The organism is Cryobacterium sp. (assembly GCF_026786305.1).
In the GTDB taxonomy this organism is placed as follows: Bacteria; Actinomycetota; Actinomycetes; order Actinomycetales; family Microbacteriaceae; genus Cryobacterium.
In genome coordinates this window covers 1-17,535 of sequence record NZ_JAJAYI010000070.1, presented here as the reverse complement: position 1 = coordinate 17,535, position 17,535 = coordinate 1, and the positions used below count along the sequence as shown (strand labels likewise).

At 66.3% G+C, this 17,535-nt stretch carries 14 protein-coding genes; 8 read left to right on the top strand and 6 right to left on the bottom strand.

Annotation, left to right across the window (positions count from 1 at the left end; translation table 11 throughout):
• Positions 1–5: 5 nt before the first annotated feature.
• Positions 6–2,186 (bottom strand): AAA family ATPase, encoded by a 2,181-nt coding sequence (locus LH475_RS08380; RefSeq protein ID WP_196843014.1) that lies wholly within the window; start codon positions 2,184–2,186, stop codon positions 6–8.
• Positions 2,187–2,464: 278 nt separating this feature from the next.
• On the opposite strand from LH475_RS08380, the gene hisC reads away from it, so the two are divergent.
• From hisC to LH475_RS08360, 4 genes are all read left to right on the top strand, one after another.
• Complete coding sequence (gene hisC / locus LH475_RS08375) at positions 2,465–3,532, top strand: histidinol-phosphate transaminase (protein WP_196843013.1); 1,068 nt, start codon at positions 2,465–2,467, stop codon at positions 3,530–3,532.
• A gap of 93 nt (positions 3,533–3,625) precedes the next feature.
• Positions 3,626–4,621, top strand: coding sequence for an ABC transporter substrate-binding protein (locus LH475_RS08370; RefSeq protein WP_196843012.1), 996 nt, complete (start codon positions 3,626–3,628; stop codon positions 4,619–4,621).
• A 27-nt stretch (positions 4,622–4,648) separates the two neighbouring features.
• Positions 4,649–5,548: an ABC transporter permease gene (locus LH475_RS08365; RefSeq protein WP_297413414.1), complete on the top strand. Its 900-nt coding sequence runs from the start codon at positions 4,649–4,651 to the stop codon at positions 5,546–5,548.
• A 7-nt stretch (positions 5,549–5,555) separates the two neighbouring features.
• The gene (locus tag LH475_RS08360) at positions 5,556–6,347 is read left to right on the top strand and encodes an ABC transporter ATP-binding protein (protein WP_297413412.1); all 792 of its coding nucleotides are present in this window, start codon (positions 5,556–5,558) and stop codon (positions 6,345–6,347) included.
• 235 nt (positions 6,348–6,582) lie between these two features.
• Here the strand turns inward: LH475_RS08360 and LH475_RS08355 are convergent, their stop codons facing one another.
• From LH475_RS08355 to LH475_RS08340, 4 genes are read right to left on the bottom strand one after another with little or no spacing between them, the layout of a single operon-like run.
• A complete protein-coding gene (locus tag LH475_RS08355) occupies positions 6,583–7,374 on the bottom strand; it encodes an alpha/beta fold hydrolase (RefSeq protein WP_297413410.1) in 792 nt (263 codons plus the stop codon).
• Position 7,375: 1 nt separating this feature from the next.
• On the bottom strand, positions 7,376–7,705 hold the full coding sequence (locus tag LH475_RS08350) for a biotin/lipoyl-containing protein (protein ID WP_196843008.1): 330 nt from the start codon (positions 7,703–7,705) through the stop codon (positions 7,376–7,378).
• The gene (locus LH475_RS08345) at positions 7,698–8,741 is read right to left on the bottom strand and encodes an alpha-ketoacid dehydrogenase subunit beta (RefSeq protein WP_297413406.1); all 1,044 of its coding nucleotides are present in this window, start codon (positions 8,739–8,741) and stop codon (positions 7,698–7,700) included. The genes LH475_RS08350 and LH475_RS08345 overlap by 8 nt, the downstream gene beginning before the upstream one ends.
• Positions 8,734–9,714, bottom strand: a complete 981-nt coding sequence (locus tag LH475_RS08340) for a thiamine pyrophosphate-dependent enzyme (protein ID WP_327012102.1) — start codon at positions 9,712–9,714, stop codon at positions 8,734–8,736. The genes LH475_RS08345 and LH475_RS08340 overlap by 8 nt, the downstream gene beginning before the upstream one ends.
• Positions 9,715–10,016: 302 nt before the next feature.
• Here LH475_RS08340 and LH475_RS08335 point away from each other — a divergent pair, with 302 nt between their 5' ends.
• The 4 genes from LH475_RS08335 (at position 10,017) to LH475_RS08320 (ending at position 16,063) form a co-directional block, all read left to right on the top strand.
• Positions 10,017–10,538, top strand: coding sequence for an Lrp/AsnC family transcriptional regulator (locus LH475_RS08335; RefSeq protein WP_196843006.1), 522 nt, complete (start codon positions 10,017–10,019; stop codon positions 10,536–10,538).
• Positions 10,539–10,582: 44 nt separating this feature from the next.
• Entirely contained in the window at positions 10,583–14,074 is a 3,492-nt protein-coding gene (locus LH475_RS08330; protein WP_297413404.1) for a DEAD/DEAH box helicase, read from the top strand.
• A 76-nt stretch (positions 14,075–14,150) separates the two neighbouring features.
• The gene (locus LH475_RS08325; RefSeq protein ID WP_297413402.1) at positions 14,151–15,473 is read left to right on the top strand and encodes a glycosyltransferase 87 family protein; all 1,323 of its coding nucleotides are present in this window, start codon (positions 14,151–14,153) and stop codon (positions 15,471–15,473) included.
• On the top strand, positions 15,470–16,063 hold the full coding sequence (locus tag LH475_RS08320) for a histidine phosphatase family protein (protein WP_196843004.1): 594 nt from the start codon (positions 15,470–15,472) through the stop codon (positions 16,061–16,063). The genes LH475_RS08325 and LH475_RS08320 overlap by 4 nt, the downstream gene beginning before the upstream one ends.
• A gap of 16 nt (positions 16,064–16,079) precedes the next feature.
• Here LH475_RS08320 and LH475_RS08315 read toward each other — a convergent pair whose 3' ends face one another.
• Positions 16,080–17,204 (bottom strand): class I SAM-dependent methyltransferase, encoded by a 1,125-nt coding sequence (locus LH475_RS08315; RefSeq protein ID WP_297413400.1) that lies wholly within the window; start codon positions 17,202–17,204, stop codon positions 16,080–16,082.
• Positions 17,205–17,535 lie beyond the last annotated feature (331 nt).

Sequence of the window (17,535 nt, the reverse complement as noted above, 5' to 3'; positions counted from 1 at the left end):
AACGGCTACAGCAGCTCGTCTTTCAGCGAGGCCGTCAGCAGCGCCGGAGCGGAGGTGACGGTGAGAGAATTCCCGCCGACGGCCAGCGCGACGAGCACCGTGTCGCCGTCGCGAATGCTCCCGGCGAGCAGCGCCCGCGCGAGGCGGTCGTCGATCTCGCGCTGCATCAGGCGCCGTAGCGGACGTGCGCCGTAGATCGGGTCGTAACCGCGCTCGGCCAGCCACAGGCGGGCATCCGGTGTCACCGCAAGCTCCAGCCGGCGCTCGGCGAGACGCTTCTGCAACCGGTCGACGTCGAGCTCAACGATCTCACCCAGCTCCTCCGTCGTGAGCGAGGAGAACACCACGATGTCGTCGAGCCGGTTGACGAACTCGGGCTTGAAGGCCTGCCGCACGAGTGCCTGAACGGCCTCCTCCTTCTGCTCCACCGACAGGGTGGAATCGACCAGAAACTGCGAACCGAGGTTCGAGGTGAGCACGAGAATGGTGTTGCGAAAGTCCACCGTACGGCCCTGGCCGTCGGTAAGGCGGCCGTCGTCGAGCACCTGCAACAGCACGTCGAACACCTCAGGATGCGCCTTCTCCACCTCGTCGAACAGAATCACCGAGTAGGGGCGACGTCGCACGGCCTCGGTCAGCTGGCCGCCCTGCTCGTAGCCGACATAGCCCGGAGGCGCTCCGACCAGGCGGGACACCGAGAACTTCTCGCCGTACTCGCTCATATCGATGCGCACCATGGCTTTTTCATCGTCGAACAGAAACTCGGCGAGGGCCTTGGCCAGTTCGGTCTTGCCCACTCCGGTCGGGCCGAGAAACAGAAACGATCCGGTCGGCCGGTCGGGGTCAGAGATGCCGGCCCGGCTGCGTCGCACGGCGTCGGCGACCGAACGCACGGCCCGCTTCTGGCCGATCAGACGGTGGCCGAGCTCGTTTTCGAGGTTCAGCAGTTTTTCGGTCTCGCCCTGCAGCAGTCGACCCACCGGAATTCCCGTCCAGGCGGCGACCACGGCGGCAATGTCCTCGCTCGTGACCTGATCGTTGACCATGCGCGGGCCGACGGATTCTTCCTTCTCGGCGTCGGCGAGCGCCCGTTCCATCACCGGAATGTCCCCATAGAGCAGCCGTGAAGCTTTTTCGAGGTTGCCCTCGCGCTGGGCCCGGTCGGATTCGATCCGGGCGGCGTCGAGACGCTCGCGCAGCTCGCCGACCCGGTTGAGCGAGGCCCGCTCAGCGTCCCAGCGCGCCTGCAGCTCCTTCAGGTTGGCCTGCCGCTCATCGAGATCACTGCGCAGTTTCACCAGCCGCGCCTTCGACGCATCGTCCTTTTCCTTCTTCAACGCGAGTTCTTCGAGCTTCAGCCGGTCGACGCTGCGCCGCAGCTCGTCGATCTCGACCGGGGAGGAATCAATCTCCATGCGCAGCCGACTCGCGGCCTCGTCGATGAGGTCGATGGCCTTGTCGGGCAGCTGACGGGCGGTGATATAACGATTCGAGAGGGATGCCGCGGCCACGAGGGCAGAATCGGCGATCGTAACCTTGTGGTGGGCTTCGTAACGTTCTTTGAGCCCGCGCAGAATGGCAACGGTGTCCTCCACCGACGGTTCGTCGACAAGCACCGGCTGAAAGCGACGCTCGAGCGCCGCATCCTTTTCAATGAATTCGCGATACTCGTTGAGGGTTGTGGCACCGATCAGGCGCAGTTCACCGCGCGCGAGCATGGGCTTGAGCATGTTGCTGGCAGCGACGGAGCCTTCACCGCCGCCGGCACCCATCAGAGTGTGCAGTTCGTCAACAAAGGTGATGATCTGACCCTCGGCGTCGTTGATCTCCTTGAGCACGGCCTTGAGCCGCTCCTCGAACTCGCCGCGATACTTGGCGCCGGCCACGAGGGCCGCCAGATCGAGGGAGACCAGCTGCTTGCCCTTGAGGGAGTCGGCCACGTCGCCGGCCACGATGCGTTGGGCCAGGCCCTCCACCACCGCGGTCTTGCCCACGCCGGGTTCACCGATCAGCACCGGGTTGTTCTTGGTGCGCCGGGTGAGCACCTGGCTGATGCGGCGAATCTCGCCATCCCGCCCGATCACCGGGTCGAGCTTGCCGCTGCGGGCGATATCGGTGAGGTTCACCCCATACAGTTCGAGGGCCGTCTTGGCGTCTTGCTGCGGTGGTTGCTGACCGGCTTGCATCGCTGTCTCCTCCAAAGTTGAGCCTTACCGACTCAAGTTTAGTACCAGGTCGCGCAGCGCGCCAGCGGATAACTCCCGGCCACCAAATAGTCGAGAACCGAGCAACTTGTTCAACGAAGCTCGCCCAGCACCGGTCACATGATGCAGTTTGTGTCGTGCATACTGATCGAATTGTCAAACTTCTGCGCGATCACTACGCTCTGAATCAACCCGTCATCGCCGACGCTTTACTCGCCGAGCATGTCTGGAACAGGGTTCACGAGTGAGGTTGAGAAGTTATGGTGCACCAACGCGAAACCATCAGCAGGCTGCCCGCCTACAAGCAGGGCGCCGCTGCCGGCGATTCGCCAGCGTTCAAGCTGTCGTCCAACGAGAACCCGTTCGCGCCGCTTGCCTCGGTCACCGACGCCATCGCATCCGCTCTCGGTGAGATTCACCGGTACCCGAGCATGGCCGTGGCCGAGGTCGCCGACCGCATTGCGGCCCGGTTCGATGTCGCCGCCGAGAACGTGGCCTTCGGCGCCGGCTCGGTCGAGGTACTGTCGCAGCTCATCCACGCGAGCGCCGGGGCCGGCGACGAGGTCATCTTCGCCTGGCGCTCGTTCGAGGCCTACCCGATTCTGGTGCAGGTCGCGGGTGCAACACCCGTGCCGATCGCCCTCACCGGCGATGAGCGCCACGACCTCGACGCCATGGCCGACGCGATCACCGCCCAGACCCGGCTCATTGTGGTCTGCAACCCCAACAACCCGACCGGCGCTTTCGTCACCGCCGATGAACTGCACGCCTTCATGGCGCGGGTGCCCGAAGACGTGCTCGTCATCGTTGACGAGGCCTACCTGCACTTCAACCGCGACGCCGCCTCGGCCGTCGGCATCGACTTCTTTCGCCGTTACCCCAACGTGGCCGTGCTGCACACCTTCTCCAAGGCCTACGGCCTGGCTGGCCTACGCATCGGCTACGCCATCGCGCCCACCGCCGTCGCCGCCAACCTGCGCCGAGTCGCCCTGCCGTTCGGCGTGACCGCGCTCGCCCAGCGCGCCGCCCTCGCCTCACTCGACGCCGAAGCCGAGCTCGCCGTGCGCATCGACGACATCGTGGCCGAACGCACCCGCGTGCTGAGCGTCCTGCGGGAGAGCGGATGGCGCGTCACCGACTCGCAGGCAAACTTCGTCTGGCTGCGCACCGGCGACGACACCGACCGCGTGAATGCCGTCTTCATTGATGAAGGCATCCTCGGCCGCGCTTTTCCCGGCGAAGGACTGCGCGTGACGATCGGAACGACCCAGCAGAACGACCGCTTTCTGGTCGCCGCGGCAGCCGCACTCGCGCCCGCCACCGTCTGACACCCCATACCGTTCGGCCGCATGAGAACACTCGTTCCCGCGCGCGCCGCATCAGAACGTTCCCCAGCAGAGTTCAAAGGAGAATTCCCCAGCATGAAGCACACCACGTCTTTGTCAGCCCTCGCCCTGGTTACCGCGAGCACCTTCGCGCTGAGTGGATGCGCGGCCAGTGAGCCGACAGCGTCCGCTTCAGACGACATGATCACGATCGGCATCAGCCAGATCGTGCAGCACCAGGCGCTCGACGACGCCCGTGAGGGCTTCAAGAAGGCTTTTGTCGACGGCGGCTACGTGGAGGGCACCGACATCACCTTCGACGAGCAGAACGCACAGGGCGAGCAGGCCACCGCGAGCACCATCGCGGCCAAGTTCGCCGCCGACAAGGTCGACCTCGTGCTCGCCATCGCCACGCCCACGGCGCAGGCCGCCGCGCAGACGATCATTGACATTCCGCTGCTGTTCACCGCGGTGACCGAGCCGGAGGAAGCCGGACTGGTGGAGAGTTGGGAGAAGCCGGGCAGCAACGTCACCGGCACCAGCGACCTCAACCCGGTGAAGGAGCAGCTCGAACTGATCCAGGAGATTCTGCCGGACGCCAAGTCGGTCGGCGTCATCTACAGCTCGGGCGAAGTCAACTCCGACGTGCAGGTGGACCTGGCCAAGGAGGCAGCCAAGACCCTCGGCCTCACCATCAAGGAAGCCACCGTCACCAACTCGAGCGAGGTCGCCCAGGCCACCGAGTCGCTCGGCAACGTCGACGCCATCTATATCCCCACCGACAACCGCGTCACCGAGGGCCTCGAAGCCGTTATTCAGTACTCCGAGGCCAACCGGATTCCGCTGTTCGGCGCCGAAAACGGCCAGGTCGAGCGCGGTGCCATCGCCACCTACGGCATCAACTACACCGACCTCGGCTACCAGACCGGCCAGATGGCCATTCGCATCCTCAAAGACGGCGAGAAGCCGGCCGACATGCCGGTCGAGACCCTCGACACGATCGAGTTCATACTCAACCCGGCCGCCGCCAAGCGCATGGGCGTGACCCTCTCCGACGAGCTCATTGCCAAGGCCGACCGGCTCATCGACTAGAGCCGATACGAGCGAAGGAATAACCAGATGAATGCGGCTCTCGAACTCGGCCTGCTCTACGGAATCATGGCGTTGGGTGTCTACCTGACGTTTCGAATCCTCAACTTCCCCGACCTCCCCGTCGCCGGACGCTCCACGACCGGGGCCGCAGTGGCCGCGTCGCTTATCATCAACGGAGTGCCAGCTCCCCTCGCCACCCTCGCCGGGGCGGCGTCGGGGGCGGTGGCCGGCTTGGTGACCGGTGTGCTCTACACCAAGGGCCGTATCGACGGCCTGCTCGCCGGTATCCTCACCATGATCGCCCTGTGGTCGATCAACCTGCGCATCATGGGCAAATCCAACCTGCCACTGTTGAGGGAGGACACCCTGATGACGCCGCTGCGTGACGCCGGCCTGCTCGGCGGGGCCTGGAGCATCCTGATCTTCGCTGGCGCCGCTCTCGTCATCAAGTTCGCCATCGACTGGTTCCTCAGCACGGACCTCGGCCTGTCGATTCAGGCGACCGGCAACAACGAGCAGATGATCCGCAGCCTCGGTGTCAATACACACCGCACAACGATTCTCACTCTCGCCATCTCGAACGGGCTCGTCGCCCTGTGCGGCGCGCTCATCGCGCAGTACCAGGGCTTCGCCGACGTCAGCATGGGCATCGGCCTCATTCTGGTCGGCCTCGCCTCGGTCATCGTCGGCCAGGCCGTTTTCGGGCGTCGCAACATCTTTCTCGCCTCGCTCGCCGTCATCGGCGGCGCCGTCATCTACCGCCTGGTGATCTTCTTCGCCCTCGGCGCCGGCCTCAACCCGAACGACATGAAGCTCATCTCGGCACTGCTCGTCGTGGCCGCACTGCTGCTGCCGCGCTGGGGCTTTCTCAAACGCATCCCCTCCCTGCGCCAGATGCGTTCCGCTGCCGCCGTGACAGCCAACTAGGAGTCTCATGCTGCTGATCGAGAACATCACCAAGACCTTCTTTCCCGGCACCGTCAACGAACGCGTCGCACTCAACGATGTGTCACTGCAGTTGAACACCGGCGACTTCGTCACCGTCATCGGCAGCAACGGCGCCGGCAAATCCACCCTGCTCAACATGATCAGCGGCAAGCTGCCGATCGATTCGGGCGACCTGGCGATCGATGGCAGTTCCGTCAAGCGGATGCCCGACTACGCACGCGCCGCCTACGTCGGCCGCGTGTTCCAGGATCCGATGGCCGGCACCGCGCCCGACCTGTCGATCGAGCAGAACCTCGCGCTCGCGCTGCGCCGCGGTCAGCGTCGCGGGCTGTCCTGGGGCGTCACCCACACGCGCCGTGCGTTCTTTCGCGACGAACTTCTCTCGCTCGAACTCGGCCTCGAAAACCGGCTCAAGGCCCGGGTCGGACTGCTCTCCGGCGGCCAACGCCAAGCGCTCTCACTGCTCATGGCGAGCTTCACCCAGCCGCGCATTTTGCTGCTCGACGAGCACACGGCCGCCCTCGACCCGCAGCGGGCCGAACTGGTCACAACGCTCACCGAGAGCATCGTCGAAAAGCACCACCTGACCACCCTCATGGTCACGCACAACATGGGCCAGGCGCTGCGCCTCGGCAACCGGCTCATCATGATGCATGAGGGGCGGATCATTCTCGACGTCGACGCCGAGCGCAAGGCCACGATGAGCGTGCCCGACCTGCTCGCCGAGTTCGCGAAGATCAAGGGCGCCAGCCTCGACGATCGAGCCCTGCTCGGTTAGGCAAAGCTCGGGAACCCAACGATCTCGCGCTACTGCGACAAACTCAACCTGCGGCAAACTCAGCAGAATTTTGTGACTTCCACGAGTGAGTGGCGGCAGTGGGTTGTTCGCGGGGTGTCGAGTTCGGGTGTGTGAGCTGAGGCGCGAATGACTTGCCGTGGCCGTGATCCGTCTCGAGCTGGTGGCGATCGCCGCCCACCAGCTTCTGCGTCACACACCATGAGCCCGCAGCCGTTTAGCCGCCGAGGAACGCGATCGCCGCCCGCTTGAAGGCCCGGGAACTGACGGCGTTGGTGTGGGTGCGGGCCGGCAGCCAGAGCACCTCGGTGTCGGCGGCGAGCGCCGCAAGCTTCGCCGTTCCGGTCGCGAGCACATCGCGGTCTCCGGTGACGAAAAGCATCGGCCGCTTGGGAACGGATGCGCCCGGCTCGAAGCGTTCCCGCTTGGTCGCAGCGACCAGCCGCAGCAGGGCCGGGGTGTTGGCACCCGGGGCGAGCTGCATGAGGGTCATGAGCGAGGCGGTGGACTCGTGGGCGATCGCACTCGAGTCGGCAAGAAACCGGGCGGCCGCGTCGAGGTCGAAGTCGGCGAGGGGGTCCTCGGCGCTCATACCGCCGAGCACCGCACGATTGATCAGATCGGGCCGCTCGGCGGCGACCTCCCAGACCAGGCGCGACCCGAGCGAATACCCGACCAGGTCGACGCCGGAGGCGGGGTTACCGGCGTCGCGGGGCCGGGCGCCGGCCAGCGTGAGCACCTCGAGAACACCGGCACGCAGGCGGCTGGGGGCGTAGGCATCCGTTTCGAGCGGTGCGTGGCTCGTGCCGTGGCCGAGAAGGTCGACGGTGAGCACACGCCGACCGGCGTTGGTCAGGTCTCGCACCCAACCGGTCGCCTCCCAATTGAGGGCGGTTGACGAGGCGAAACCGTGCACGAGCAGCACCGGGGCGCGGCCCGCGTCGAGAGCGGGTTCGTGCTGCTGCCAGCGCAGGGTGGTTGTGGTTGTGGTTGTGGTTGTGGTGAGCATCTCAGTCTTCGTCGAGCACGGCGGAGAGGCGCACGCGGCGTTTCGGCGCGGCCTCCTGCGGCACGGTGCCCACGATGCCAGCGGAATCGTCGGCTACCCGAAAGGTGATCAGCGGGGTGTCGACGAGCACGACATCGCCGGGCTCGCCGTGCAGCGTGAGCACGATGCCGGCGATCGGCGAGGGCAGTTCCACCGACGACTTGGTCGTTTCGACCTCGACGAACGGCTGGTTGCGTTCGACCTGGTCGCCGACGGCGACGAGCCATTCGAGCACGGTCGCCTCGAGCAGTCCCTCACCGAGGTCGGGCAGGGGAAAGGAGATTTCAGCCACGGCGGTACTCCAGTACTCGCTGAACTCCGAAGAGAATTCGATCAATGTTCGGGATGTACTCGTCCTCGAGATCACCCGAGGGGTACGGCACGTCGAAGCCGGTCACGCGTTCGACCGGTGCCCGCAGCACGTCGAAACAACTCTGTGAGACGAGCGCGGCCACCTCGGCACCGAGGCCCGCAGTGTGCGGCCCCTCGTGCACGACGATGGCGCGACGGGTGCGCGACACGGATGCCGCCAGAGCGGCTTCGTCGATCGGCTTCAACCAGCGCAGGTCGAGCACCTCGAGTTCGATGCCGTCTTCCGCGGCCAGCTCCGCGACCTGCAGGCAGCGGGACACCATGGCGCCCCACGCAATCAGGGTCGCATGCTTGCCGGGGCGGACAACCACCGAGCCCTCGAGGGAGGCGCTGCCCGCACCGACCACGTTGTCCGCCAGGTTGACCCCGGCCTTGTTCCAGTAGCGCGCCTTGGGTTCCATGAAGATGACCGGGTCGGGCATCGAGGCGGCGTGCTTGAGTAGGTGATAGGCCTGCTGCGGGCTCGACGGCGACACGACCTTGAGTCCGGGCACGTGCGCGAACAGCGACTCGAGACTTTCGCCGTGGTGTTCCGGCGCCCGAATGCCACCAAAGCTCGGCACGCGCAGCGTTACCGGCATCGGCAAAGTGCCGCGGCTGCGATAGTTCATGCGGGCGAGCTGGGTGATGATTTGGTTCACGGCCGGGTAGGCGAAGCCGTCGAACTGTACCTCCGGGATCGGGTGAAATCCGGCCATGGCCAGGCCGATCGCGGTGCCGAGAATGCCCGACTCCGCCAACGGGGTGTCGAACACGCGGTGCGCGCCGAAGCGCGCCTGCAGCCCGTCGGTGACTCGAAAGACACCGCCGAGCACACCGACGTCTTCACCGAAGACGAGGGCGCGGTCGTCGGCGTCAAGAATCTCACCGAGCGCCCGGTTGATGGCCTGCTGCATCGAGAGTTGCACGAGCGGCATCGGTAGGGTCTCCCGCACGGCTTCGAGGGTGTCAGACATGCTCGGATTCCTCTCTCCACTGGCGCGCCTGGGCGCCGAGCGTCGGGGTTGTTTCTTGAAAGACAAAGTCGAACATTTCGCTGCCGGGTCTACTGCAGAGTGCGACGACGCCGTCGCGGATATCATCGGCGTGCTGCTGCGCCTCGGCATCGACGCCTGCGAAGAAGGCCGCATCGGCCACGCCGCGCGCCGACAGCACCTTACGAAACCGGCTCAACGGGTCTTCGCCGCCGCCGATTTTCTCGTCGTCGAGGGTGCGATAGCGGCCGGGGTCGTCGCTCGTGGAGTGCGGACCGCGCCGGTAGGTCATGGCCTCGACGACGACCGGGCCGAGGCCCGCTCGGGAATGGGCGACGGCGCGCTGCGTGGCAGCGAGAACGGCGAGCACGTCGTTGCCGTCGACCCGCACGGCCGGCATGCCGTAGCCCGCGGCGCGTGCGGCCACCGAACCGCCGGCCACCTGCTGCTCGGTGGGCACCGAGATGGCCCAGCCGTTGTTTTGCACAAAGAAGACGACCGGCGCCTTCACGATCGCGGCGAAGTTCATCGCCTCGTGCACGTCACCCTGCGAGCTCGCGCCATCACCGAGAAACGCCAGGCCCACGCCGAGCCCCGCATAAACGGATGCCCCCGGCCCGTTCAGGGTCTGGCCGTGCGCCCACCCAACCGCGTGCAGAACAGATCCACCCACGACCGCCTGAAAGGGTGCGAAGTGGGTGGCGACGGGATCGTAGAGCCCGCCGTGCCAGATCGCTTTGTGCGTCGACATGTACTCGACCATGTTCACGCCGAGCGTGTAGGCCACGCCCATCTCGCGATAGGTCGGAAAGACGAAGTCCCGGTTCTTGTCAACGGCAGCGCCGGCGCCGACCTGGGCGGCCTCCTGGCCGAGCATCGGCGCGTAGCCGGGAATGAGGCCCTGCCGCTGCCACGCCACGGCGTCGCGGTCAAGCTGGCGCACGTTCGACAGCATCCGGTAGAGGTCGCGCAGCTGTGCTGGGTCGGGTGCGGAGGCATCCGCTTCTAGAAGCTGTGAGACGGGCGGGGGCAGGGTGTCGAGCGTGGCAGCGAGTGCGCGAGGCGCCATGCTGGCTCCTTCCATCGGTGGGCGGGTCACAGCAAATTTAGTGACTTTGCCAAGCGCTTGCCACACTGATTAATTGGAGTGCACATTCTGTGAATATTTGTGTGTATTTTCGGCCAAAAATCATACAGTTAGTACATTCACCGGTCGCGGCAACGCCGACCGGCCGACACGCGCGAAAGGCCACCCACATGGACATCGATTCCCTGGATTCCCGCATCGTCACCCTGTTCTGCGAGCGACCGAAGCTCTCGGTGCTCGAGGCCTCGCGCCGGCTCAAGGTAGCCCGAGCCACGGTGCAGGCCCGCATCGACCGTCTCATGAGGCGCGGGGTGATCAAGTCCTGGGCACCCATACTCAACCCGAACGCGTTCGGCTACCCGGTCACGGCTTACTGTTCACTCACCGTGCGACAGGACGCAGGCCACGCCGTCGTGGTCGCGGCCCTCGCCCGGATTCCCGAGATTCTCGAGTTGCACACGGTCTCGGGCGACAGCGACATGCTTGCCCGGGTCGTCGCCCGGTCGAACGCCGACGTGCAGCGCGTGCTCGATCTGATCGTCGCCACGCAGACGGTTGTGCGCTCCTCGAGCGTGATCGTGTTGCAGACCCACATCGAGGCGCAGGCCCTCGCTCTGCTGCAGGCCACCGCAGCTGCGGCCGACACGGCGGCACCCCCCGTGCCGGCCGTGCCGCCGGTCAGGCTCCCGTGAGACAATGAGGGTTGGTCCCTTGTTCGTACGGAGCTCCCACACCTATGGCCCATTCCCTCAGCACTCACGAGATCGCCCGCATCGTCGGCAGCCGGTCGTTCTCGCGCGGTGAACGATACGCCCGCAACGGGCACGTCACCGCACAGTCCTGGGCCGCGTCGGGAACGCACCTCACCGGTCGGGTCAGTGGCACCGGCCCCGAGCCGTACACCGTGCTCGTCTCGTTCACGCTGAATGCCGCCGGGCAGGCGGTGCGGGCCAGTGGAACCTGCACCTGCCCGATGGGCAGCAACTGCAAACACGTCGCCGCACTGTTGCTGGCCAGCCGCAGTGCCCCCGCTGAGTTGAACGCTGAACGCGCCGCCGCCACTGTGCGCGCGATCGGCGACCGCCGCACCCCCGTGTTCGAATCGACTTTCGTGCCGGCCGCGTACCAGCCGCCCACCCCGGCCTCCGTCACTCCGATCCGCCCACCGGTGCCCGCCTGGCGCGCCGCCCTGGCACCGATCGCCAGGCCGACCGGCGGCGACACGGCCACCAACACGGCCCTCGCGCTGCAGTTCGACCTGCTCGATCCCGCTTACAGCCCCAACCGACGTCAGGGACCCCGCCGTCTCGGCGCACGCCCCATGGTCATGGGCAAGAAAGGCAAGTGGATCCGCGGCTCCCTCACCTGGGACAACCTGTCCTGGACCCCTGGCACCTACAACCGCGGCCACCGCAAGATTCTCAACGCTCTCTATGCCCTCTCGGCCACCGGGCAGCGCTACTACAGCTACACCGACCATTGGCTCTACCTCGACAACTTCGAGAACAAGGCCCTCTGGGATCTGCTGCACGAAGCCCAGATGATCGGTCTGCCGTTGGTCTGCGCAACGGATGCCCAGAATTCCGTTCTGCTCTCGCCCACGCCGGCCGTGCTCGAGGTCGACATTCGCCGTGACGATGCGGGCCTGCAACTGACCCCGCTACTCGTGCTGAACGAGCAGCTGCACCGCGGCGCCGAATTCGGTTTCATCGGCGACCCGGCGCACGGTGCGTACACCTGGACCAGCCCGGCCGACCCGCTCTCGAGCGGCCAACAGCTCACCCTCGCCCGGCTGAATGCCCCGGTCAGCTCCGAGATTCGCGCTCTCGCAGTCACCGATGGCTTCGACATTCCGGCCGACGACGAGGGCGCCTTCCTCGCCGACTACTATCCGTTCCTGCAGCAGAAACTGTCCGTGACCAGCCACGACGCTTCCTTCGAGCTACCCAAGACCGCCCGGCCCCAGCTGGCCCTCACGATCACCCACCACACGGATGCCCGCATCACCCTGGCCTGGGAGTGGCAGTACGTAGCGCCCACCGATATAGGCCCGGCGGAGGCATCCGTTGCCGCCCAGGCCGACGCTGCCGACACCGCCGCCACCGACATCGCGGCCACCGCCGTCGCGATCGAACCCGCCGCGGTGCTCTACCACCACCCCCTGCGCCCGACGCCCGGTGACACCCGCTTTCGCGACCTGACCCGGGAGAGCGACATGCTGCACGCGGTCGAACGCGCGGCCGCCTCCTTCGCCACGCTGTGGCAGGCCGCCACTCCAATCAGCTCGGCCCAACTGCTCGAGCACTCCGAACTGCACGGCGCCGTCATGATCACCTTCCTCGGCCAGGCCGTGCCGCTGCTCACGGCGGCTGGCATCGTCGTGCAGGTCTCGGCCGACGCCCCGAGCTACCGAGAAGCCGACGAAGCGCCGGTGATCAGCCTCGCCACCACCGAAAGCACCAATACCCGGGACTGGTTCGACCTCGCCGTCACCGTGACGATCGAGGGCGAAGACATACCCTTCGACGACCTGTTTCGGGCGCTGGCCACCGACCAGGACCTCATGATCCTTGACAGCGGCACGTATTTCAGCCTCGACCGGCCCGAGCTGCAGCAGTTGCGCCGCCTGATCGAAGAGGCGAGGGGCCTGCAGGAGAGCAACGCCGGCTCACTCGGCCTCAGCCGTTTTCAGGCCGACCTCTGGGACGAACTGCAGCTGCTCGGTGTTGTCGCCGAACAGGCCGCCACCTGGCGCAGCGCCGTCGAGGGGTTGTCGGAAGCAGCGCCCATCACCGAACGCCCGCTTCCGCCTGCCGTGCACGCCACCCTGCGCGCCTACCAGCAGACCGGATTCGACTGGCTCAGCTTTCTCTACGACCACCAGCTCGGCGGCGTGCTCGCCGATGATATGGGACTCGGTAAAACGCTCCAGGCGATCGCCCTCATCGCCCACGCACGCGACAGCCAGGACGCCCGGCCCGGCGCCGCCCGCACGCCGTTTCTCGTGGTCGCGCCCACGAGCGTCGTCTCGAACTGGGCCAGCGAGTGCGCCCGTTTCGCGCCCGGCCTCCGCCCTGTCGCCATCACGCAGACCGCCGGCAAGCGCGGCTCCAGTCTGCGTGACGAAATGGGCCAAGCGGATGTCGTGATCACCTCCTACACGCTGTTCCGCCTCGACTTCGAGGAGTACAACGCACACGACTGGGCCGGGCTGCTGCTCGACGAAGCCCAGTTCGTGAAGAACCACCAGAGCAAGGCGCATGTCTGCGCCCGCCGCCTGCGCACCCCGTTCAAGCTCGCCATCACCGGCACGCCGATGGAAAACAACCTGATGGAGCTGTGGTCGCTGCTCTCCATCACCGCGCCCGGCCTGTTCCCCAGCCCCAGCCGCTTCGGCGACTACTACCGCAAGCCCATTGAAACGGATGCCGACACCGACCGGCTCGCGCAGCTGCGCCGCCGCATCCGTCCTTTCATGTTGCGGCGCACCAAGGCCGAGGTGGCCAGCGATCTTCCCGAGAAACAGGAGCAGGTGCTTGAACTCAACCTGCACCCGAAGCACCGCAAGGTGTACGACATGCATCTGGCCCGCGAGCGCCAGAAGGTGCTCGGCCTGATCGAGGACATGAACGCGAACCGGTTTGAGATCTTCCGCTCGCTCACCATGCTGCGCCAGCTCAGCCTCGACGCGAGCCTCTACGACGCGAAATACGACAGTGTGCCGTCGACCAAGCTCGACGCCCTGCTGGAACTGCTCGAAGACACCGTTGCCGAGGGTCATCGCACCCTCATCTTCAGCCAGTTCACGCAGTACCTCGGCAAGGCGCGCGACCGGCTCGACGCCGCCGGCATCAGTTACTCCTACCTCGACGGCAAGACCCGCAACCGGGCCAAGGCGATCAGTGATTTCAAAGAGGGCAACAGCTCCGTCTTTCTCATCAGCCTCAAAGCCGGCGGTTTCGGCCTCAACCTCACCGAGGCCGACTACGTCATTCTGCTCGACCCCTGGTGGAACCCGGCGACCGAGGCGCAGGCCGTCGACCGCGTGCACCGCATCGGCCAAACCAAGAACGTTATGGTCTACCGTCTCGTCTCCAAGGACACCATCGAAGAAAAGGTCATGGCCCTCAAGGCCACGAAGGCCCGCTTGTTCGAAAGTGTCATGACCGATGGCGCTCCGCAGGGCACCGCTCTGACGGCCGCCGACATTCGCGAGCTCCTCGCCTGAGCCGACACCGGACGTTCACCCAGCACCCCTATACTGCACGCGACGGCCTCACCTCGCACGCTGCAGAAACGGTCCCATGTCCACAATCTTCGATCGGGTCGACGCCCGCCTGGCCCGGGCCCTCACCCCGAGCCGCCGCCTCACCCTGCAACGCCCGCGCACCCTCGTACTCGGGTTTCTCAGCCTGCACACGGTGTTTCTGTTCGCCCTGCTGCCCACCATCCTCACCGGCAGGGCGCTCGGCGACCTTCCGCTCTACCGAACCTGGGCCGAACTCGGCCTGGAACACGGAGTCTGGCAGGGCATTGACACCGGGTGGGTGTACCCGATCGGCGCCATGCTGCCGATCGCCTTCGCGGGAGTCGCCGGGCCGCTGCTCTACCAACTGCTCTGGTTTCTTCTGACGACCACGCTCAACGCCGTCGCGGTGGGAGCCCTCACCGATTGGGGACGCCGCCGCAGCGGCTTCAAACCGGCCTGGTACTGGCTGTTCGCGTCGTTCTTGCTGAGCCCGGTCGGCCTGCTGCGCCTCGAAGGCATCACGGCGCCGCTCGTCATCGTCGGGCTCGTGCTACTCGCGCGGCGGCCGGTGGTCGCCGCGGTCATTCTGGCCCTCGCCACCTGGATCAAGGTCTGGCCGGCTGCCGTGTTCCTCGCCGTGGTCACCGCGTCGTCCCGACGACGCACGGTGGTGCTCACCGGGGCGGTCTTCTCGGTCGCGGTGGCGGCATCCGTTTGGCTGCTGGGTGGCCTGCACTATCTCACCGCATTCGTCACCGAACAATCCGACCGCGCCCTGCAACTCGAAGCACCGATCACGACCCCGTGGGTGTGGCTGGCCACGCTCGGCCACCATGGCACGGTCATCTACGAGAACTACTCGATAGCCACCCGCGAGGTCAGCGGCCCCGGCACCGATCTGGTCGCCTCCCTGATGACACCGCTCATGTTCGGCGCCATCGCGGCGATCTTCGTGCTGATGCTCGTTGCACAGCGTCGGCACGTGGATGACACCCAGCTACTGCTGCTCGGTTCCCTGGCCCTGGTCAGCGTGTTCATCGTCTTCAACAAGGTCGGGTCGCCGCAATACATGCTCTGGCTGGTGCCGGTGGTCGCGGTCGGTGTCGGCCGCAGCTGGATGATGTGGCGCGTGCCCGGCGTGCTGATGCTGGCCATCTCCGGCCTGACAACACTGATCTTTCCAATTTTCTACCTGCCGCTCATTGACGGCGACCTGTTCCCACTGCTGCTGCTCACGGTGCGCAACGGGCTGCTCGTCGTGCTGTTGGGCTGGTCGGTCAATGACCTCGCTCGATTGGTCTGGGCGGCGCCGCGGCGAGAAGCCCTTCTGATGGCCCGGCGCACACTCCCAGTCGGTCAAGGCAGAATAGACGAGTGACTACGACGACGACCTTCGCCCTCATTCGCCACGGCCAGACCGATTGGAACGCCGCCGCGCGCATTCAGGGCGCCACCGACATTCCGCTCAACGACGTGGGGCGCGGCCAAGCAACGGATGCGGTCGCCCCCCTCTCCCGCTACGACTGGGATTTCATCGTCTCGTCCCCGCTCTGCCGTGCGGCCGAAACCGCCGACCTCATCGGCAAACAGCTCCGGCTCGACTCCGCCCGGCGCATTGCGGGCTTGATCGAGCGCAACTACGGGCCGGCCGAGGGACTCAGTGCCGGCGCCGAGCTCGACGCCCTGCGTTTCCCCGGTGGATTCCGCGGCGCCGAGACCGAGGCGGCTGTGGCCGCGCGCGGCATCGACGCCCTGCGTCAGCTCGCCCGCGAGCATCCCGGAGCCCGCATCATCGTCGTCGCGCACGGCACGCTCATCCGGTTGAGCCTGGCCCACGCTCTCGACCAACGCATCGGCAGCATCAGTAACGCCACGCTCAACCTCGTGCACCACCACCTTGCGCACGCCGATGGTATGACGACGTGGCAGCTCGAGATGCTGAACGGTGAGTCCCTCGTGCGCGTCTGACTCCGCCCAGCTTGCGTTAGCGGCCGGTGGAGACCGTCACGGTGAACTTGGTGTTGCGGCCGACCTGGCGGGTCGAGCCGACGATTCGGGTGAGCATCGGACGGTAGCCGAGGTGCGTATTCCACACCGTCCACAGCTCGCCGCCGGGTGTGAGCACCCGCGCCGCGTCATTGAACAGCTTCTCGGCGAGGCCCGCGTGCACGGACGCCCCGATGTGAAACGGCGGGTTGAGCAGAATCAGGTCAGCCGAGTCATCCGCTTGGCCAGAGAGGCCGTCGGCGCGCACCACGGTGATGCGATCGGCGAGCGCATTGGCGTCGACGGTCGCGCGAGCGGATGCGACGGCCACGGCCGACTGATCGGTCGCGAGCACCTGCAGCAGGGGACGCTGCGCGGCCAGGGCCGAGGCGAGTACGCCGGTGCCGCAGCCCAGGTCAATGGCGCGCTTCGCGTCGGGCTTCATGCGGTCGAGCACCTCGAGCAGTGCGCGCGTGCCGATGTCGATGCTGGTACCGGCGAACACGCCGCCGTGGCCGCGCACGGTCAGGTCAAAGTCCTCGTGGCGTTCGCTGTGCGGCCAGTCGGTCGTTGACGTGGCCAACGGCGAGGAGGCAATCAGCACGCGAGACTTCTGGCGAGCCGGGCGCACATTGAGGGCACCGAAGTGTCGGCGCAGCACCTCGTTCATGCTCACGGTCATGTGCTTGATACGGCCACCGGCGAAAACGATCACGTCGGGGGCGGCGTACGTGGCTATGGCGTCGGCAATCTCGTCGAGCGCTTCCAGGCTTTTCGGCAACTGCAACAACACCACGTGGGCGTCTTTCAGCAGCGCTTCGCCGAGCGGAAGGGAGCGGTAGGCATCCGTCAGGTTAACGCCGGAGGCATTGCTGTCGAGTGCGTATTCGCCCGAGAGCGCGTCCTGGTAGACACGGATGCCGCGGGCATTGTGCAGGGCGGCAGCGCCAAGGGTGAGGGCGCCGTAGCGGTCCTCGAGCACGACAACGCCACCGGAGCGGTAGGCGGCGAGCGCGCCAGCCGCCTCATCGAGAATGAGCCGGTCGCTCGCATCGACGGCGAACAGGTTCTCCGCCTCAATATCAGGGCGACGGCGCAGACGATCGAAATCGAATTCGTTCACGTTCGGGGCGGCGCCTTTCACCCGCGTGTTCTCTGTGGTTCTGGTGTTCCGCGGCGCGGACTGGCTAAACGCGTCCGATTCGGACATGGTTCCCCCTGAAAGTGGTGCTGGTGCAACCAGTTCGAGCTGTGAAAGCGAAACGTGGAGCTGACTATGGTCTGAGCTGCCGCCAGATGACGACCTGGTTGCTGCGTCTGGTACGAGTGCCCGCCTTCATCGAAATGACGTCGCCGGGCGGGGCCCCCCCCCAAAAACCGCGGCCCCCCCCGGGGAGGTAATTTTGGGGGGGCCGGGGTTTGAAACAAGGAGGATATTAAAAAAAACCCGCCCC